The 18,891-nt window shown below is 56.1% G+C and carries 16 protein-coding genes; all 16 read left to right on the top strand.

The window, feature by feature from the left end:
• Positions 1-31 precede the first annotated feature (31 nt).
• The 16 genes from rplK (at position 32) to gmhB (ending at position 18,627) form a co-directional block, all read left to right on the top strand.
• A complete protein-coding gene (gene rplK / locus ACB033_RS19685) occupies positions 32-460 on the top strand; it encodes a 50S ribosomal protein L11 (RefSeq protein ID WP_005306313.1) in 429 nt (142 codons plus the stop codon).
• A gap of 4 nt (positions 461-464) precedes the next feature.
• A complete protein-coding gene (gene rplA / locus ACB033_RS19680) occupies positions 465-1,166 on the top strand; it encodes a 50S ribosomal protein L1 (RefSeq protein ID WP_005306309.1) in 702 nt (233 codons plus the stop codon).
• A 256-nt stretch (positions 1,167-1,422) separates the two neighbouring features.
• The gene (gene rplJ / locus ACB033_RS19675; protein WP_005306307.1) at positions 1,423-1,923 is read left to right on the top strand and encodes a 50S ribosomal protein L10; all 501 of its coding nucleotides are present in this window, start codon (positions 1,423-1,425) and stop codon (positions 1,921-1,923) included.
• Between the two features lie 51 nt (positions 1,924-1,974).
• The gene (gene rplL, locus ACB033_RS19670; protein ID WP_005306304.1) at positions 1,975-2,340 is read left to right on the top strand and encodes a 50S ribosomal protein L7/L12; all 366 of its coding nucleotides are present in this window, start codon (positions 1,975-1,977) and stop codon (positions 2,338-2,340) included.
• Positions 2,341-2,564: 224 nt separating this feature from the next.
• Positions 2,565-6,593 carry a DNA-directed RNA polymerase subunit beta gene (gene rpoB / locus ACB033_RS19665; RefSeq protein ID WP_010635847.1) on the top strand — a complete coding sequence of 1,343 codons (4,029 nt, stop codon included), beginning with the start codon at positions 2,565-2,567 and terminating at the stop codon, positions 6,591-6,593.
• Between the two features lie 80 nt (positions 6,594-6,673).
• A complete protein-coding gene (gene rpoC, locus ACB033_RS19660; RefSeq protein WP_005306298.1) occupies positions 6,674-10,978 on the top strand; it encodes a DNA-directed RNA polymerase subunit beta' in 4,305 nt (1,434 codons plus the stop codon).
• Positions 10,979-11,175: 197 nt separating this feature from the next.
• A complete protein-coding gene (locus ACB033_RS19655; RefSeq protein WP_010635848.1) occupies positions 11,176-11,892 on the top strand; it encodes a transcriptional regulator in 717 nt (238 codons plus the stop codon).
• A gap of 25 nt (positions 11,893-11,917) precedes the next feature.
• A complete protein-coding gene (locus tag ACB033_RS19650; RefSeq protein WP_005306289.1) occupies positions 11,918-12,298 on the top strand; it encodes a RidA family protein in 381 nt (126 codons plus the stop codon).
• 86 nt (positions 12,299-12,384) lie between these two features.
• Positions 12,385-12,777 (top strand): sulfurtransferase complex subunit TusD, encoded by a 393-nt coding sequence (tusD, locus tag ACB033_RS19645; protein ID WP_017765117.1) that lies wholly within the window; start codon positions 12,385-12,387, stop codon positions 12,775-12,777.
• A 9-nt stretch (positions 12,778-12,786) separates the two neighbouring features.
• On the top strand, positions 12,787-13,143 hold the full coding sequence (gene tusC / locus ACB033_RS19640; protein WP_025202535.1) for a sulfurtransferase complex subunit TusC: 357 nt from the start codon (positions 12,787-12,789) through the stop codon (positions 13,141-13,143).
• A 7-nt stretch (positions 13,144-13,150) separates the two neighbouring features.
• Positions 13,151-13,429, top strand: a complete 279-nt coding sequence (gene tusB, locus ACB033_RS19635) for a sulfurtransferase complex subunit TusB (RefSeq protein WP_054543652.1) — start codon at positions 13,151-13,153, stop codon at positions 13,427-13,429.
• A 183-nt stretch (positions 13,430-13,612) separates the two neighbouring features.
• The gene (gene rpsL, locus ACB033_RS19630) at positions 13,613-13,987 is read left to right on the top strand and encodes a 30S ribosomal protein S12 (RefSeq protein ID WP_005306278.1); all 375 of its coding nucleotides are present in this window, start codon (positions 13,613-13,615) and stop codon (positions 13,985-13,987) included.
• Positions 13,988-14,080: 93 nt separating this feature from the next.
• Positions 14,081-14,551, top strand: coding sequence for a 30S ribosomal protein S7 (gene rpsG / locus ACB033_RS19625; RefSeq protein ID WP_005306266.1), 471 nt, complete (start codon positions 14,081-14,083; stop codon positions 14,549-14,551).
• A gap of 75 nt (positions 14,552-14,626) precedes the next feature.
• Positions 14,627-16,732 (top strand): elongation factor G, encoded by a 2,106-nt coding sequence (gene fusA / locus ACB033_RS19620; protein WP_005306261.1) that lies wholly within the window; start codon positions 14,627-14,629, stop codon positions 16,730-16,732.
• A 54-nt stretch (positions 16,733-16,786) separates the two neighbouring features.
• A complete protein-coding gene (gene tuf, locus ACB033_RS19615) occupies positions 16,787-17,971 on the top strand; it encodes an elongation factor Tu (RefSeq protein WP_005306325.1) in 1,185 nt (394 codons plus the stop codon).
• A gap of 113 nt (positions 17,972-18,084) precedes the next feature.
• Positions 18,085-18,627, top strand: coding sequence for a D-glycero-beta-D-manno-heptose 1,7-bisphosphate 7-phosphatase (gmhB, locus tag ACB033_RS19610; protein WP_026141499.1), 543 nt, complete (start codon positions 18,085-18,087; stop codon positions 18,625-18,627).
• The last annotated feature ends 264 nt before the right edge of the window (positions 18,628-18,891 follow it).

Raw genomic sequence — 18,891 nt, 5'->3', positions numbered from 1 at the left:
CGTTAGAACCCATTTCTGAGGTATTTTTGTAATGGCTAAGAAAGTCACAGCTTATATCAAGCTGCAAGTTAAGGCTGGCAGTGCTAACCCCAGCCCTCCCGTTGGTCCTGCTCTGGGTCAGCACGGTGTTAACATCATGGAATTCTGTAAAGCGTTCAACGCTCGTACAGAGAAGCTGGAAAAAGGTTCTCCGACTCCGGTCGTGATCACCGTTTACAGCGATCGTTCCTTCACCTTCGAAACCAAGACTCCGCCCGCTTCCTTCCTGCTGAAGAAAGCTGCTGGTATCCAGTCTGGTTCCGCCAAGCCGAACAAAGACAAGGTTGGTAAGGTGACTGTTGCCCAGCTGCAAGAAATCGCCAAGACCAAAGAGCCGGATATGACCGGTGCCGATCTGGATGCAAAAGTACGTTGCATCGCCGGCTCCGCTCGTTCCATGGGCCTGGTAGTGGAGGAGTAAGACAATGGCTAAACTGTCCAAGCGTATGCGCGTTATTCGCGAAAAAGTTGACGGTACCAAAGAGTACTCCATCAACGAAGCCATTGCCCTGCTGAAAGAACTGGCTACCGCCAAGTTCGTTGAAAGCGTTGACGTTGCCGTTAACCTGGGTATCGATGCTCGTAAATCTGACCAGAACGTACGTGGTGCTACTGTACTGCCGCACGGTACCGGTCGTGATGTACGCGTAGCCGTGTTCACCCAAGGTGCCAACGCCGAAGCTGCCAAAGCTGCCGGTGCTGAGCTGGTTGGCATGGATGACCTGGCCGATCTGGTCAAGAAAGGCGAAATGAACTTCGACGTCGTGATCGCATCCCCGGATGCCATGCGCGTTGTTGGTCAACTGGGTCAAATCCTGGGCCCGCGCGGCCTGATGCCGAACCCGAAAGTTGGTACTGTAACCCCGAACGTAGCCGAAGCCGTCAAGAACGCCAAGGCTGGTCAGGTTCGTTACCGTAACGACAAGAACGGTATCATTCACACTACCCTGGGCAAAGTTTCCTTCAACGAAGTTCAGTTGAAAGAGAACTTGGAAGCTCTGCTGGTTGCCCTGAAAAAGGCCAAGCCGTCCTCCGCCAAGGGTCAGTACATCAAGAAGGTAAGCATCTCCACCACTATGGGTGCCGGTGTTGCCGTAGACCAAGCTACTCTGGAAGCTCAGGCCTAATTGATGGATTTTACAAGGCGCAAAATTTAATCTATAATTTTGCGCCTTGATTGGTTGGGGGCTTCGACCTCCGTCCAAGACCGCAGGAGGCCGCTTGGCCTTAATACTTCCTGCGTAGACGGTGCCGGAAACCCAGCGAGAAAGATTCTTTCTCTTCTGGAATCCTGCTACCGCATCGTTCCCCTCTGTTGTAAAGGTAGGGGGGATGTGTCAGTACTGGGTCAATTGACCCGGATTCAATCCAGGAGTTAAGCCAATGGCATTGGGACTCGAAGACAAAAAGGCAATTGTTGCTGAAGTCAACGAAGCTGCCAAAGGCGCTCTTTCTGCAGTGATTGCCGATTCTCGCGGCGTGACTGTAGACAAGATGACCGTCCTGCGTAAAACCGCTCGTGAAGCTGGTGTGTACATGCGCGTTGTGCGTAACACCCTGCTGCGTCGCGCGGTAGAAGGTACCGAATACGAGTGCCTGAACGACGCATTTACCGGTCCTACCTTGATTGCTTTCTCTAACGAACACCCGGGCGCTGCCGCTCGTCTGTTCAAAGAGTTTGCCAAAGCGAACCAAAAGTTCGAAATCAAGGCTGGCGCTTTTAACGGTGAGTTTATCGCCGCAGCACAAATTGATCGTCTGGCCACGCTGCCGACTTACGAAGAAGCAATTGCGAAGCTGATGGCTACCATGAAGGAAGCCTCTGCTGGCAAGCTGGTTCGTACTATCGCTGCTGTTCGCGACCAGAAACAAGCTGCTGCTTGATTCTCGCCTATCTAGGCTGTTTGAGTTTATTCAACATCAGGAATTTTTGTCATGTCTATCACTAAAGACCAAATCATCGAAGCCGTTGCTTCCATGTCCGTAATGGAAGTTGTTGAGCTGATCGAAGCTATGGAAGAGAAGTTCGGTGTTTCTGCCGCTGCTGCCGTAATGGCCGGCCCGGCTGCTGCTGAAGCAGTAGAAGAGAAGACCGAGTTCGACGTAGTTCTGACTGCTGCTGGCGCCAACAAAGTTGCCGTTATCAAAGCCGTTCGTGGCGCTACCGGTCTGGGCCTGAAAGAAGCCAAAGATCTGGTAGAAGCTGCTCCGGCTAACCTGAAGGAAGGCGTGTCCAAGGACGAAGCTGAAGCTCTGAAGAAAGAGCTGGAAGCTGCCGGTGCTTCTGTTGAGATCAAATAATCTGCATTTATGTAGATTAGCCTGATAAAACAGGCTAGGGCTGGTGAATTTTTGTTCACCAGCCTTTTTGCGCTGTAGACTGAGAGCATTTCACACCGTTTACGACTCTCGGTGCACCAGCAATCCGGACTGTTTTCTTTCGTCCGGGCCAACACAAAACGGTGTTGAGACAGAGCTGTCCCGTGGGACAGAGTGGGTCACTTATCAGCGAGCTGAGGAACCCTATGGTTTACTCTTATACCGAAAAAAAACGCATTCGTAAGGACTTCGGTAAGCGAGACCAGGTACTGGACACGCCTTATCTGTTGTCCATTCAGCTGGACTCCTTCAAGCAGTTCATCGAGGCTGACCCGGAAGGTGAATATGGCCTAGAGGCCGCTTTCCGTAGCGTTTTCCCGATCACCAGTTACTCCGGTAGTGCTGAGCTTCAGTATGTCAGCTATCGCCTGGGTGAGCCGGTATTTGACGTAAAAGAATGCCAGATCCGTGGAGTGACCTACTCCGCGCCGCTGCGTGTCAAGCTTCGTATGGTTCTGTACGACCGTGAAGCAGCTGCCGGCACCGTCAAAGACATCAAGGAACAAGAAGTATACATGGGCGAAATTCCGCTCATGACCGAGAACGGCACCTTTGTCATCAATGGTACCGAGCGGGTAATCGTCTCCCAGCTGCACCGCAGCCCGGGCGTCTTCTTCGACCACGATAAAGGCAAAACACATTCATCCGGTAAGGTGCTGTATAACGCTCGTGTTATTCCCTACCGTGGCTCCTGGCTGGACTTCGAGTTCGATGCGAAAGACAACCTGTTTGTCCGTATCGACCGTCGTCGCAAACTGCCGGCATCCATTATTCTGCGTGCCCTGGATTTCAGTTCCGAACAGATTCTGGCCACCTTCTTCGAGACCATCGGTTTCGAAGTCAAAGATGGCAAGCTGATGATGGATCTGGTGCCGGAGCGCCTGCGTGGTGAAACTGCGACCTTTGACATCGTGGCCAATGGCGCCGTGGTGGTTGAGACCGGTCGTCGGGTGACTGCGCGTCACATCCGTCAGTTGGAAAAAGATTCCGTTACCCAGATTGAGGTACCGGTTGAGTATGTTGTTGGCAAAGTTGCTGCCAAGGACTACGCACATCCGCAAACTGGCGAGATGGTAGTGACTGCCAACCAGGCGCTGAGCCTGGAAGCGGTAGCCAACCTCTCCCAAGCCGGCTTCAAGCACTTCGAGGTTCTGTTCACCAACGAACTGGACCACGGTGCCTACATGTCCGAGACCCTGCGTATCGACTCCAGCTCCAGCCGCCTGGAAGCCTTGGTCGAGATCTATCGCATGATGCGTCCGGGTGAGCCGCCGACTCGCGAAGCCGCAGAGCAGCTGTTCGAGAACCTGTTCTTCTCTTCCGAGCGTTACGACCTGTCTACCGTAGGTCGGATGAAGTTCAACCGCCGTCTGGCTCGTGAAGACGAGACCGGCGTGGGCACCCTGACCAAAGACGATATCGTCGATGTGATGAAGCGCCTGATCGACATCCGTAACGGTAACGACGAAGTGGACGATATCGACCACCTGGGCAACCGTCGTATCCGTTCTGTCGGTGAAATGGCCGAGAACCAGTTCCGTGTCGGTCTGGTGCGTGTCGAGCGTGCGGTCAAGGAGCGTCTCTCCCTGGGCGACCTGGACACCCTGATGCCGCAGGATCTGATCAACGCCAAGCCGATCTCCGCCGCAGTCAAAGAGTTCTTTGGTTCCAGCCAGCTGTCCCAGTTCATGGACCAGAACAACCCGCTGTCCGAAGTAACCCACAAGCGCCGTATCTCCGCGCTGGGCCCGGGCGGTTTGACTCGTGAGCGTGCCGGCTTTGAAGTTCGAGACGTACACCCGACCCACTACGGTCGTCTGTGCCCCATCGAGACTCCTGAAGGTCCGAACATCGGTCTGATCAACTCCTTGTCCGTGTACTCTCGTACCAACGAGTACGGTTTCCTCGAGACCCCGTACCGCAAGGTCATTGACGGTGTGATCACCGACGAAGTGGACTATCTGTCTGCTATTGAAGAAGGCAAGTACGTGATCGCACAGGCTAACGCCGCGACCACCGAAGATGGCCGTCTGAAAGATGAATTGATCCCGTGCCGTCACAAAGGTGAATCCACCTTTATGAACGCCGACCAGATCCAGTATATGGACGTGAGCCCGCAACAGATCGTCTCTGTGGCAGCGGCCCTGATCCCGTTCCTGGAACACGATGACGCGAACCGCGCATTGATGGGTTCAAACATGCAACGTCAGGCTGTACCGACTCTGCGCGCCGACAAGCCGCTGGTTGGTACCGGTATGGAACGCGCAGTGGCCGTTGACTCCGGTGTTACCGTAGTGGCCAAGCGTGGCGGCATGATCGACTACGTCGATGCCTCCCGTATCGTTATCAAGGTCAACGAAGATGAGCTGCTGCCTGGCGAAGCCGGCATCGACATCTACAGCCTGACCAAATACACCCGTTCCAACCAGAACACCTGTATCAACCAGCGTCCGTGCGTGATGTTGGGCGAGCCGGTAATGGCGGGCGACGTACTGGCTGACGGCCCGTCCACCGATCTGGGTGAACTGGCGCTGGGTCAGAACCTGCGCGTCGCGTTCATGCCGTGGAACGGTTACAACTTCGAAGACTCGATCCTGGTGAACGAGCGTGTTGTTCAGGAAGACCGCCTGACCACCATTCATATCCAGGAACTGGCCTGTATCTCCCGTGACACCAAGCTGGGTCCGGAAGAGATCACTGCCGACATCCCGAACGTGGGTGAAGCCGCTCTGTCCAAGCTGGACGAGTCCGGTATCGTCTACGTGGGTGCGGAAGTGAAGGGCGGCGACATTCTGGTCGGCAAGGTGACCCCGAAAGGTGAAACCCAGCTGACCCCGGAAGAGAAGCTGCTGCGCGCCATCTTCGGTGAGAAGGCGTCCGACGTGAAGGACTCTTCCCTGCGTGTGCCGAACGGTGTGTACGGTACCGTGGTTGACGTGCAGGTCTTTACCCGCGATGGCGTGGAAAAAGACAAGCGCGCCAAAGAAATCGAAGAGATGCAGCTGAAGGAAGCGAAGAAGGACTTGACCGAAGAGTTCAAGATCCTGGAAGACGGCATTTTCGGCCGCTCCCGCAACCTGCTGCTGGCCGCCGGTTACAGCGAAGACCGTCTGAACAAGCTCGATCGCTCCAAGTGGTTTGAACTGGCCATCGAAGATGAAGCCAAGCAAATCGAGCTGGAACAGATCGCTGAACAGCACGTTGAGCTGAAGGCCGAGTTCGACAAGAAATTCGAGAACAAGCGTCGCAAGATCATCCAGGGCGATGACCTGGCGCCGGGCGTCCTGAAGATCGTCAAGGTCTATCTGGCCGTCAAGCGTCGCATCCAGCCAGGTGACAAGATGGCGGGTCGTCACGGTAACAAGGGTGTTATCTCCAAGATCTGTCCGGTCGAGGATATGCCCCATGACGAGTACGGCCGTCCGGTCGACATCGTTCTGAACCCGTTGGGCGTACCGTCCCGTATGAACATCGGTCAGATCCTTGAAGTGCACCTGGGCCTCGCGGCCAAGGGTATTGGCGAGAAGATCGACCGCATGGTCAAGGAACAGCGCGAGCTGCACGAGATGCGTGACTTCCTGCAACAGGTCTATGACCTGGGCGAGAAAGACACCCAGCAAGTGAACGTGGCCGAGCTGTCCGACGACGACGTACGTACCCTGGTCGGTAACCTGCGCAAGGGTCTGCCGGTGGCAACTCCGGTATTTGATGGCGCCAAAGAGCGTGAAATCAAGGCCCTGCTGAAGCTGGCCGACCTGCCGGAATCCGGTCAGATCGCCCTGTTCGACGGTCGTACCGGTAACGCCTTCGAGCGTAAGGTCACCGTGGGTTACATGTACATGCTGAAGCTGAACCACCTGGTAGACGACAAGATGCACGCGCGTTCTACCGGCTCCTACAGCCTGGTTACCCAGCAGCCGCTGGGTGGTAAGGCGCAGTTCGGTGGTCAGCGTTTCGGTGAGATGGAAGTGTGGGCCCTGGAGGCTTACGGTGCGGCATATACCCTGCAGGAGATGCTGACCGTCAAGTCTGACGATGTGAATGGCCGTACCAAGATGTACAAGAACATCGTGGATGGCGACCACCGTATGGAGCCGGGCATGCCCGAATCCTTCAACGTATTGCTGAAGGAAATCCGCTCTCTGGGTATCAACATCGAGCTGGACGAAGAGTAAGAGCTCGCTCTTATTGTTCGAGAATTGACGTGGGCGCCCCGAGAGGGGCGCCGAGGTTAGACTCCTGACAGGGGAAACACGTGAAAGACTTACTCAAGTTTTTGAAGGCTCAGACCAAGACCGAAGAGTTTGACAGTATCAAGATCGGTCTGGCCTCTCCTGACATGATCCGCTCCTGGTCATTCGGTGAGGTCAAAAAGCCTGAGACCATCAACTACCGGACTTTCAAGCCGGAGCGTGATGGTCTGTTCTGCGCCCGTATCTTCGGACCGGTGAAGGACTACGAGTGTCTGTGCGGCAAGTACAAGCGCCTGAAACACCGTGGTGTGATCTGTGAGAAGTGCGGCGTAGAAGTGACCCAGACCAAGGTCCGTCGTGAGCGTATGGGCCACATCGAGCTGGCCAGCCCGACTGCCCACATCTGGTTCCTGAAGTCCCTGCCGTCCCGTATCGGCCTGCTGCTGGACATGACCCTGCGTGACATCGAGCGCGTGCTGTATTTCGAATCCTATGTAGTGATCGAACCTGGCATGACCAACCTCGAGCGCAGCCAGATGCTGTCCGAAGAGCAGTACCTGGACGCACTGGAAGAGTGGGGCGACGAATTCGACGCCAAGATGGGTGCCGAAGCAATCCTGGCATTGCTGCGCGCCATCGATCTGGAAGGCGAAGTGCGCACCATGCGCGAAGAGCTGGATCAGACCAACTCCGAGACCAAGCGCAAGAAGACCACCAAGCGTCTGAAGCTGATGGAAGCCTTCCTGCAGTCCGGCAACAAGCCGGAGTGGATGATCATGACAGTGCTGCCTGTGCTGCCGCCGGACCTGCGTCCGCTGGTACCGCTGGACGGCGGCCGTTTCGCGACCTCCGATCTGAACGATCTGTACCGCCGCGTGATCAACCGTAACAACCGTCTGAAGCGTCTGCTGGATCTGGCTGCACCGGACATCATCGTGCGCAACGAAAAGCGCATGCTGCAAGAGTCCGTGGATGCCCTGCTGGACAACGGTCGTCGTGGCCGTGCCATCACCGGCTCCAACAAGCGCCCGCTGAAATCCCTGGCCGACATGATCAAGGGTAAGCAAGGTCGTTTCCGTCAGAACCTGCTCGGTAAGCGTGTCGACTACTCCGGTCGTTCCGTTATCACCGTAGGTCCGACCCTGCGCCTGCATCAGTGCGGTCTGCCGAAGAAGATGGCGCTGGAACTGTTCAAGCCCTTCATCTATGGCAAGCTGGAAACTCGCGGTCTGGCGACCACCATCAAGGCCGCCAAGAAGATGGTTGAGCGCGAAGAAGCTGTTGTCTGGGACATCCTGGACGAAGTGATCCGCGAACACCCGGTCCTGCTGAACCGTGCACCGACTCTGCACCGTCTGGGTATCCAGGCGTTCGAGCCGACCCTGATCGAAGGCAAGGCCATCCAGCTGCACCCGCTCGTCTGTGCCGCCTATAACGCGGACTTCGACGGTGACCAGATGGCGGTCCACGTACCGCTGACCCTGGAAGCCCAGCTGGAAGCGCGCGCGCTGATGATGTCCACCAACAACATCCTGTCGCCTGCCTCCGGTGAGCCGATCATCGTTCCGTCTCAGGACGTGGTCTTGGGTCTGTACTACATGACCCGTGCCCGTATCGCCGCCAAGGGCGAAGGTATGGTGCTGTCCGGTCCGAAAGAGGCCGAGAAGGTCTACCGTGCCGGCCTGGCCGACCTGCATGCGCGCGTCAAGTGCCGCATCACCGAGTACGTGAAGAACGAAGCCGGTGAGCTGGTTGCCAAGACCGAGATGAAGAACACCACCGTTGGTCGTGCGATCCTGAGCCTGATCCTGCCGAAAGGCATGGAATACGCCCTGATCGACGAGCCGAAGGTGCTGACTGCCGCCGAACAGGCTGATCTGGATGCCAACCCGCAGAACTGGATCAAGTGCGTCTCCAACAAGGCGCTGGGCAAGAAGCTGATCTCTCGCCTGCTGAACACCTGCTATCGCAAGCAGGGCCTGAAGGACACCGTCATCTTTGCTGACCAGCTGATGTATACCGGTTTCCACTACGCGGCCCTGTCCGGTGCGTCCGTTGGTATCGATGACATGGTCATCCCGGATGCCAAGAAGGACATCATCGCTTCTGCCGAAGCCGAAGTCGCCGAGATCCAGGACCAGTTCCTGTCCGGTCTGGTGACCGCGGGCGAACGTTACAACAAGGTTATCGACATCTGGGCCAGCGCCAACGAGCGTGTCTCCAAGGCCATGATGGAGAACTTGTCCAAAGAGCGTAACGTCAACTCGCTGGGTGAAGAAGAAGAGCAAGCCTCGTTCAACAGCATCTTCATGATGGCCGACTCCGGTGCGCGGGGTTCCGCAGCCCAGATTCGTCAGCTGGCCGGTATGCGTGGCCTGATGGCCAAGCCGGATGGCTCCATCATCGAGACGCCGATCGTTGCGAACTTCCGCGAAGGTCTGAACGTACTGCAGTACTTCATCTCCACTCACGGTGCTCGTAAGGGTCTGGCGGATACCGCACTGAAGACTGCGAACTCCGGTTACCTGACTCGTCGTCTGGTAGACGTGGCACAGGACATGGTGATCACCGAGGACGATTGCGGCACTACCGAAGGTCTGTGGATGACTCCGCTGATCGAGGGTGGCGACGTGGTCGAGCCGCTGCGTGAGCGCGTGCTGGGCCGTGTGGTTGCCGATGACGTGATCAAGCCGGGTACTGAAGACGAAGTGCTGGTAGCACGCAACACCCTGCTCGACGAGCAGCTGTGTGACCTGCTGGAGCGCAACTCCGTCGACCGCGTGAAGGTACGTTCTGCCATCACCTGTGAGACCGACTTCGGTAACTGTGCTCACTGCTACGGCCGTGATCTGGCCCGTGGTCACCTGGTTAACAAGGGTGAGGCTGTCGGTGTTATCGCCGCCCAGTCCATCGGTGAACCGGGTACCCAGCTGACGATGCGTACCTTCCACATCGGTGGTGCCGCATCCCGTGCCGCTGCCGAGAGCAGCATCCAGGTCAAGAACACCGGTAGCATCAAGCTGCAGAACGCCAAGTTCGTTCACAACAGCGACGACAAACTGGTTATCACCTCTCGTTCTACCGAACTGACCATCATGGACGAGATGGGCCGTACCAAGGAAAGCCACAAGCTGCCTTACGGTGCCGTGCTGGAAGTGAAGGATGGCCAGGCCGTGAGCGCCGGTGAAACCGTCGCCAACTGGGATCCGCACACTCACCCGATCATCACCGAAGTGGCGGGTCGCCTGCACTTCGAACACATGATCGACGGCGTGACCATTACTCGTCAGACCGACGAGCTGACCGGTCTCTCCTCCATCGTCGTGCTGGACGTCAACGAGCGTCCGAGCGCCGGTAAAGAGATGCGTCCGACCGTGAAACTGGTCGACCTGAACGGCAAGGACGTGATGATCCCGGGTACCGATGTAGCCGCCCAGTACTTCCTGCCGGGCAAGGCGATCGTGAACCTGGAAGATGGTGCCAACGTGGGCGTGGGTGACGCGGTAGCGCGTATCCCGCAAGAGTCCGGCGGTACCAAGGACATCACCGGTGGTCTGCCGCGCGTTGCGGATCTGTTCGAAGCACGTCAACCGAAAGAGCCGGCCATCCTGGCCGAGATCTCCGGTACCATCTCCTTCGGGAAAGAGACCAAGGGCAAACGCCGTCTGGTCATCACCCCGACCGATGGTGGCGACGTCTACGAGGAGATGATTCCGAAGTGGCGTAACCTGAACGTGTTCGAAGGTGAAAAAGTTGAGAAGGGTGAAGTGCTGGCGGACGGTCCTGAGTCTGCTCACGATATCCTGCGTCTGCGTGGTATCAGCCCGGTCGCCAACTACATCGCCAACGAAGTGCAGGACGTTTACCGTCTGCAAGGCGTTAAGATCAACGACAAGCACATCGAAGTCATCGTTCGTCAGATGCTGCGCAAGTGCGAGATCCTGACTGCTGGCGACACCGACCTGATCGAAGGCGAACAGGTTGAAGTGGCTCGCGTGAAGATTGCCAACCGTAAGCTGGTTGCTGAGGGCAAGACCCCGGCCACCTACCGTCACATCCTGATGGGTATTACCAAGGCATCTCTGAGCACCGAGTCCTTCATCTCCGCGGCTTCCTTCCAGGAAACCACCCGCGTTCTGACCGAAGCTGCCGTTGGCGGCAAGCGCGACGAACTGCGTGGCCTGAAAGAGAACGTGATCGTAGGTCGTCTGATCCCGGCTGGTACCGGCTTTGCCTACCACCACAGCCGGATCAACCAGCGTGCCGCAGCCGCTCGTGCCGTTGCCGCACCGCAGGTGACTGCCGATGAAGCTCAGCAAAACCTGGCGGATCTGCTCAACGCAGCCGGCAGCTTTGACGAAGAGTAATCTTCTGCTGCAGTGATTGAAAAAGGGCCCCTTTATGGGGCCCTTTTTATTGGCTGTTTTCTCGGCAAAGCCTGATGCCACGCGGATATTCGGATGATCCAGAGCAAGGTTGCGGAGTAAAAAATCAAAAAAAGTTGACATTGAACCCTCGCAACTGAAAACTCGGGAAAGTTGAATGGGTATTACAGGGGTAGAACATGACTGTCGGTATCGAGGAAGTGATGCTTCCCGAAGAGCAACTGATCGGTCGCACTTTTACAGACGAAGACAGGGAATTGTTGCGCTCATACGATGGGCTTATCGACGGCTTGGCTGAGCTGTTCGGCAAGCACTGTGAAGTGGTGCTCCACTCCCTGGAAAATCTGCACGAGTCCGTGATCAAGATTGCCAACGGGTTCAATACGGGACGTAATGAGGGGGCCCCCATTACCGATCTCGCGCTGCGTATGCTCAAGGACATAGAGAATACCGGCCAGGATTACACCCAGAGCTATTTTGCTCGCAGCCGCACCGGTGCCCTGATGAAGTCGAGCACCATCGCCATCAGGAACAGCGACAGGCAGGTGATCGGCCTTATCTGTATCAACCTGCACATCAATGCGCCTTTTCACGAGTTTGTCGCCGAATTCTTCCCGACGCCGCAACAAGTCGAGCGTCAGTCGCCGGAGACCTTTGCCAACAGTGTGGAAGAGCTGGTTGCCCAGACGGTGGACAATACCATCGACGAAATCAACCGCGATCCGACCGTTGCCAACAATGCCAAAAACAGGTTTATCGTGACCCAGTTGTTCGAGAAGGGCATATTTGATATCAAGGACTCGATCAACCTGGTCGCCGACAAACTGAATATTTCCAAACACACCGTTTATCTGTACATCCGACAGCGCAAGCAGGGTGAAGACGAAAACGAATAAGCGCCATAGAAGGGGATAGACAAGAATGGCTAAAGAAGTTATTGCAACCGACAAGGCTCCTGCCGCAATTGGTCCATATGTTCAGGCCACCAAACTGGGCGAGCTGGTCTTCACCTCAGGGCAGATCCCGCTCGATCCGGCCACCATGGAGATCGTGGCTGGCGGTATCGAGGCTCAGGCCGAGCAGGTGATGAAGAACCTGGTTGCAGTATTGAAGGCAGCGGGTGCCGACACCAGCAAGGTGCTGAAGACCACCTGTTTCCTCAGCGACATGAACAACTTTGTTGCCTTCAACCAGGTTTATGCCCGTTACTTCGGTGAATCGGCCCCGGCCCGCTCCTGCGTGGAAGTGGCGCGCCTGCCCAAGGACGTGCTGGTTGAAGTCGAAGCCATCGCTTACGTCTGATCCAAGGCGGTACGAAGAGCCCCTCCCAGGAGGGGCTTTTTCGTATTTGGCGTAGAATGGGCTGATACATGCGCAGGAGTCCGGATATGAGTCTCAATTTCGCCTTGCTGGTGACAGGGCCGGCCTATGGTACCCAGTCGGCCAGCACGGCCTATCGCTTTGCCCTGAGTGTCATCGAGCAGGGTCATCGACTGTCTCACCTGTTTTTCTATCAGGATGGGGTCTGCAACGGCAACGGTCTGCATGCTCCCGCCTCCGATGAGAGCAACCTGGTCGCTCTGTGGCGCGAGCTCGCCATCCAGCAGGGGATCCGTATCGACGTATGCGTGGCGGCAGCCATGCGTCGTGGTGTGCTGGATGAGCAGGAAGCCAAGGGGATGGGCAGAGCGCAGTTCAATCTGGAAGCGCCCTTTTGCCTGAGCGGGTTGGGCCAGCTGGCGGAAGCCAGCCTGACCGCCGATCGCTTTGTCCAGTTCTAGGGGGGAAGCATGCACAAGATAGCGTTCATTTGCCGGCGCGGGCCTCATGGTACTGCGGCTGGCCGGGAAGGTCTCGACGCCCTGCTGGCCACCTCTGCCATGACGGAGTCGCTGGCGTTGTTTCTCATCGAGGACGGCGTGCTGCAACTGCTCAAGGACCAGCAGCCACAGGCCATCTTGCAGCGTCATTATGCGCCGACCTTCAAGATGCTCGAGCTGTACGACATCGAAGAGGTCTATGTGTGTACCGACTCGCTGGCGGAACGGGGGCTGACCCCCGAGGATCTGCTGATCCCGGTGACCGGTCTCTCCCGATCCGACATTCGTCGCCAGTGGGGCGACTGCAGCACCCACATCTGTTTTTGAGGTAGTCATGATACAGCTGATATTGACGTCTCCCTTCCAGAGCCAGGAGCTGGAGCAGGCACTGGCCTATCGCCAGCCGGACGATGTGTTGGTGCTGATGCAGGACGCCGTCGTCGCGGCAACGGCCCCGTTGTGGAGCGAACGGCTGACAGGCGTGCCGCTCTACGTGATGCGGGAGGACCTGCAGGCGAGGGGGTTGCAGTCACGGATCGGGATGGATCTGGAGATGGCCGACCTGGTCGCGCTGATCGCCGAAAAAGGCTCACCGCAGACATGGGGTGGCTAGAAACTGTTTTTATAAAATAATTTCAGTGACTTACCGTGCCTTTACACACATTCTGCCGTGCCTTTCCCGACACGGATTGTATAAATCTTGACTCCCTTGACAACTGGGCATAAAATTTCGCGTCCCCGTATCTGCGGGGAGGATTTTTCACATGTTTATGAAGTCATTATCAGGAGCCTTTTGATGGCAACTATTAACCAGTTGGTTCGCAAGCCACGCATCAAGCTCGTTGTGAAAAGCAACGTGCCGGCGCTGGAAGCGTGCCCTCAGAAGCGTGGCGTGTGCACTCGTGTATACACCACCACCCCGAAGAAGCCTAACTCTGCACTGCGTAAAGTGTGCCGTGTACGTCTGACCAACGGCTTCGAAGTCACCTCCTACATCGGCGGTGAAGGTCACAACCTGCAAGAGCACTCTGTTGTTCTGATCCGTGGCGGTCGTGTAAAAGACTTGCCAGGTGTTCGTTACCACACCGTTCGTGGTGCGTTGGACTGTGCCGGTGTTAAAGACCGTAAGCAGGCTCGCTCCAAGTACGGCGTGAAGCGTCCGAAAGCTTAATGGTTCTCCGTTAAGTAAGGCCAAACGTTAATTCGTTTCTAGTTAGATAACTTTCTAGTTTTGGGTAACCCCTGAAGTTACGGAGAATTTGAAATGCCAAGACGTCGTGTTGTTGGTCAGCGTAAAATCCTGCCGGATCCCAAGTTCGGATCAGAGCTGCTGGCTAAATTCGTCAACGTAGTAATGGTTGACGGTAAGAAATCTGTTTCCGAAGCCATCGTATATGGCGCGCTGGACATCATTGCCACCAAGACTGGCAAAGAGCACCTGGCCGTATTCGAAGAAGCCCTGGACAACATTCGTCCGGCCGTCGAGGTTAAATCTCGTCGTGTCGGTGGTGCAACCTATCAGGTACCGGTAGAAGTTCGTCCGGTTCGTCGCAATGCCCTGGCAATGCGCTGGTTGGTTGATGCCGCTCGTAAACGTGGTGAAAAATCAATGGCTCAGCGTTTGGCTGGCGAGCTGCTGGATGCCGCTGACAATAAGGGTTCGTCTGTCAAGAAACGTGAAGACGTTCACCGTATGGCTGAAGCGAACAAGGCCTTCGCTCACTTCCGCTGGTAATCCGCTTGCGCAGGGTCTTTTGGCTCTGCGCACCTTCAATTATCTGGGGACAAGTGCCCTAGTAAGAGGATGACAATGGCTCGTACAACCCCCATTGAGCGTTATCGTAATATCGGTATCTCCGCTCACATCGACGCCGGTAAGACTACTACTACCGAGCGCGTTCTGTTTTACACCGGTGTAAGTCACAAGATCGGTGAAGTTCACGATGGCGCTGCCACTATGGACTGGATGGAACAGGAACAAGAGCGTGGTATCACCATCACCTCCGCCGCGACCACCGCTTTCTGGTCCGGTATGGGTAAACAGTTCCAACCGCACCGTATCAACATCATTGATACCCCGGGCCACGTTGACTTTACTATCGAAGTAGAGCGCTCCATGCGTGTTCTGGATGGCGCCGTGATGGTGTACTGTGCCGTAGGTGGCGTACAGCCCCAGTCTGAAACCGTATGGCGTCAGGCTAACAAGTACAAGGTTCCCCGTATCGCGTTCGTCAACAAGATGGACCGTACCGGTGCCAACTTCCTGCGCTGCGTTGAGCACATCAAGACCCGTCTGAAAGGTAACCCGGTTCCGCTGCAACTGAACATCGGTTCAGAAGAGAACTTCAAGGGCGTTATCGACCTGGTCAAGATGAAAGCCATCAACTGGAGCGAAGCTGACCAGGGCGTTTCCTTCGATTACGAAGACGTGCCGGCCGAGCTGCTGGAACAGGCGCAAGAAATGCGCATGAACCTGGTTGAAGCCGCTGCTGAAGCGTCTGAAGACCTGATGGAAAAATACCTGGGTGGTGAAGAACTGACCGAGGAAGAGATCAAGAAAGCTCTTCGTCAGCGCGTTCTGAATAACGAAATCATCCTGGTTACCTGTGGCTCCGCGTTCAAGAACAAGGGCGTACAGGCCATGCTGGATGCCGTGATCGAGTATCTGCCGGCGCCGACCGACGTTGCTGCGATCGACGGTCTGAAGCTGGATGGCGAGACCAAAGACGAGCGTCACGCTTCCGATGACGAGCCGTTCTCTGCTCTGGCGTTCAAGATTGCTACCGACCCGTTCGTGGGCAACCTGACCTTCTTCCGCGTTTACTCCGGTGTGGTTAACTCCGGTGACTCCGTGCTGAACTCCGTTAAAGAGAAGCGCGAGCGTTTTGGCCGTATCGTTCAGATGCACGCCAACAAGCGTGAAGAGATCAAAGAAGTTCGCGCAGGCGACATCGCTGCTGCCATCGGCCTGAAGGACGTCACCACCGGTGATACCCTGTGTGACGAGAATGCACCGATCATCCTGGAGCGTATGGAATTCCCGGAGCCGGTAATCTCCATCGCCGTTGAGCCGAAATCCAAGGCCGACCAGGAGAAGATGGGTCTGGCACTGGGCCGTCTGGCTCAGGAAGATCCGTCCTTCCGCGTATGGACCGACGAAGAGTCTGGCCAAACCATCATCGCCGGTATGGGTGAGCTGCACCTGGACATCATCGTTGACCGTATGCGTCGCGAGTTCAAGGTAGAAGCGAACGTAGGTAAGCCGCAGGTTGCCTACCGTGAAACCATTCGTAACACCGTCAAGGATATCGAAGGTAAGCACGCCAAGCAGTCCGGTGGTCGTGGTCAGTACGGTCACGTCGTTATCGACATGTACCCGCTGGAAGAAGGCAAAGCCTACGAGTTCGTCAACGACATCAAGGGTGGCGTCATTCCGGGCGAATTCATCCCGGGTGTTGACAAGGGTATCCGCGAGCAGCTGAAGTCCGGCCCGCTGGCAGGCTATCCGGTAATGGATCTGGGCGTGCGTCTGCACTTCGGTTCTTACCACGATGTCGACTCTTCCGAACTGGCGTTCAAGATCGCTGCTTCTCTGGCGTTCAAGGCTGGCTTCATGAAGGCCAACCCGGTACTGCTCGAGCCGATCATGAAGGTCGAAGTCGAGACTCCGGAAGACTACATGGGCGACGTTATCGGTGACCTGAACCGTCGTCGCGGCCTGATCGAAGGCATGGAAGATGGCCCGTCCGGCAAGATCGTACGTGCTCTGGTGCCGCTGGCCGAAATGTTCGGTTACGCCACCTCCCTGCGTTCTGCTACCCAGGGTCGTGCTTCCTACGCCATGGAATTCGCCAAGTATCACGATGCCCCGACTAACGTCGCCCAGGCCGTGATCGAAGAGCGCAAATCCAAGTAATTTAAGATTCCCCGCCTACGACGGTAGGCGGGTTTAACCTAGAAGGACTACGTCGTGTCTAAAGAAAAATTTGAGCGTAATAAACCGCACGTAAACGTCGGCACCATCGGCCACGTTGACCACGGTAAAACCACCCTGACCGCCGCCATCACCAACGTGCTGGCCAAGCACTTCGGTGGTAAAGCTTTCGCCTTCGACCAGATCGACAAGGCGCCGGAAGAGCGTGAGCGTGGTATCACCATCAACACCTCCCACGTAGAATACGACACCGCTACCCGTCACTACGCCCACGTAGACTGCCCGGGTCACGCCGACTACGTTAAAAACATGATCACCGGTGCTGCCCAGATGGACGGCGCGATCCTGGTAGTAGCAGCGACTGACGGCCCGATGCCGCAGACTCGTGAGCACATCCTGCTGGGTCGTCAGGTAGGCGTTCCGTACATCATCGTGTTCATGAACAAATGCGACATGGTAGATGACGAAGAGCTGCTGGAACTGGTCGAGATGGAAGTTCGCGAACTGCTGTCCGAGTACGACTTCCCGGGTGATGACCTGCCGGTAGTACGTGGTTCCGCACTGAAAGCGCTGGAAGGCGAAGCTCAGTGGGAAGAGAAGATCCTGGAACTGGCCGGCCACCTGGACACCTACATTCCGGAGCCGGAGCGCGCAATTGACCAGCCGTTCCTGATGCCGATCGAAGACGTATTCTCCATCGCAGGCCGTGGTACCGTAGTAACCGGTCGTGTAGAGCGCGGTATCGTTAAAGTTGGTGAAGAAGTGGAAATCGTTGGTATCAAAGATACCACCAAGACCACCTGTACCGGCGTTGAAATGTTCCGCAAACTGCTGGACGAAGGTCGTGCAGGTGAGAACGTTGGCGCGCTGCTGCGTGGCGTGAAGCGTGAAGACGTAGAGCGTGGTCAGGTACTGGCCAAGCCGGGCACCATCAAGCCGCACACCAAGTTCGAATCTGAAGTGTACGTGCTGTCCAAAGAAGAAGGTGGTCGTCACACCCCGTTCTTCAAAGGCTACCGTCCGCAGTTCTACTTCCGTACTACCGACGTGACCGGTACCATCGAACTGCCGGAAGGCGTAGAGATGGTAATGCCGGGCGACAACATCAAGATGGTTGTTACCCTGATTGCCCCGATCGCAATGGACGACGGCCTGCGTTTCGCTATCCGTGAAGGTGGCCGTACCGTAGGTGCTGGTGTTGTAGCTAAAGTTATCGCTTAATCGATACTTTATATGCACACATGAAAGGGGTGGCTTCGGCCACCCCTTTTACTTTTGGGGCTTTAAATGGCCTGTGAGATACTTTTGCGAAATTATTGATAGAGGTAGCTGCTGTGAGTAAACCCGCCATTTTTCTGGATCGCGATGGTGTCATCAACAAGGACACGGGTTATGTCAGCCAGGTTGATGACTTCCATTTTCTGCCCGGGGTGATTGAGGCCATGCAATTGCTGAAGAAAAAAGGCTATTTGCTGGTCGTGGTGACCAACCAATCCGGCATCGCCCGTGGTTACTTCACTGAAGATGACTTCATGAACCTGACCGAGTGGATGGATTGGTCCCTGGCCGATCGCGATGTGGATCTCGATGGTATCTACTTCTGCCCCCATCACCCGGACCACGGTGCCCCCTGCGACTGCCGCAAACCCGAACCGGGTATGCTGTTGCTTGCCCAGCGGGAGCTCAGTATCGACATGAGCCGCTCTTATATGGTGGGTGACAAACCTTCGGACCTGAAAGCCGCCATCAATGCCAAGGTCGGTCACAAGGTCATGGTCAGAACAGGCAAGCCGATTACTGATGCGGGGATTGAGCTGGCCGATGCCATCTACGACAACCTGCATGATTTTGCCGTTGCAGCACCTGTCGCAGGCTGATTTCGCTGGATTAAGATGCTTTTTGGTGGCTTTGTGAGCGGTTGAACGATGAAAGCCATCTTTTTGCAATTATCCTCTTGCCAGAACGAATTCACTCCCTATAATGCGCCTCCATCGACACGGCAAGCGGCAACGCAAACAGCCGGGTCGGTCGCCTCGAAAAGCCTTTGAAAATAAGGCTTGACTCGAGAAGGCGGTTGAGTAGAATGCCACTCCCGCAGCAGCCAAAAGCTGCGTCGCTCTTTAACAATTTGAATCAAGCAA

Origin of the sequence: Aeromonas sp. S15(2024), assembly GCF_041402265.1 — a bacterium.
Lineage (GTDB): Bacteria > Pseudomonadota > Gammaproteobacteria > Enterobacterales > Aeromonadaceae > Aeromonas > Aeromonas dhakensis.
This window is presented reverse-complemented; position numbering and strand designations above follow the sequence as displayed.

What these genes read in the sequence shown, in the direction of transcription:
- rplK (WP_005306313.1), top strand. Translation starts at nt 32, where the DNA reads ATGGCTAAGAAAGTCACAGCTTATATCAAGCTGCAAGTTAAGGCTGGC.
- rplA (WP_005306309.1), top strand. Translation starts at nt 465, where the DNA reads ATGGCTAAACTGTCCAAGCGTATGCGCGTTATTCGCGAAAAAGTTGAC.
- rplJ (WP_005306307.1), top strand. Translation starts at nt 1,423, where the DNA reads ATGGCATTGGGACTCGAAGACAAAAAGGCAATTGTTGCTGAAGTCAAC.
- rplL (WP_005306304.1), top strand. Translation starts at nt 1,975, where the DNA reads ATGTCTATCACTAAAGACCAAATCATCGAAGCCGTTGCTTCCATGTCC.
- rpoB (WP_010635847.1), top strand. Translation starts at nt 2,565, where the DNA reads ATGGTTTACTCTTATACCGAAAAAAAACGCATTCGTAAGGACTTCGGT.
- ACB033_RS19655 (WP_010635848.1), top strand. Translation starts at nt 11,176, where the DNA reads ATGACTGTCGGTATCGAGGAAGTGATGCTTCCCGAAGAGCAACTGATC.
- ACB033_RS19650 (WP_005306289.1), top strand. Translation starts at nt 11,918, where the DNA reads ATGGCTAAAGAAGTTATTGCAACCGACAAGGCTCCTGCCGCAATTGGT.
- tusD (WP_017765117.1), top strand. Translation starts at nt 12,385, where the DNA reads ATGAGTCTCAATTTCGCCTTGCTGGTGACAGGGCCGGCCTATGGTACC.
- tusC (WP_025202535.1), top strand. Translation starts at nt 12,787, where the DNA reads ATGCACAAGATAGCGTTCATTTGCCGGCGCGGGCCTCATGGTACTGCG.
- tusB (WP_054543652.1), top strand. Translation starts at nt 13,151, where the DNA reads ATGATACAGCTGATATTGACGTCTCCCTTCCAGAGCCAGGAGCTGGAG.
- rpsL (WP_005306278.1), top strand. Translation starts at nt 13,613, where the DNA reads ATGGCAACTATTAACCAGTTGGTTCGCAAGCCACGCATCAAGCTCGTT.
- rpsG (WP_005306266.1), top strand. Translation starts at nt 14,081, where the DNA reads ATGCCAAGACGTCGTGTTGTTGGTCAGCGTAAAATCCTGCCGGATCCC.
- fusA (WP_005306261.1), top strand. Translation starts at nt 14,627, where the DNA reads ATGGCTCGTACAACCCCCATTGAGCGTTATCGTAATATCGGTATCTCC.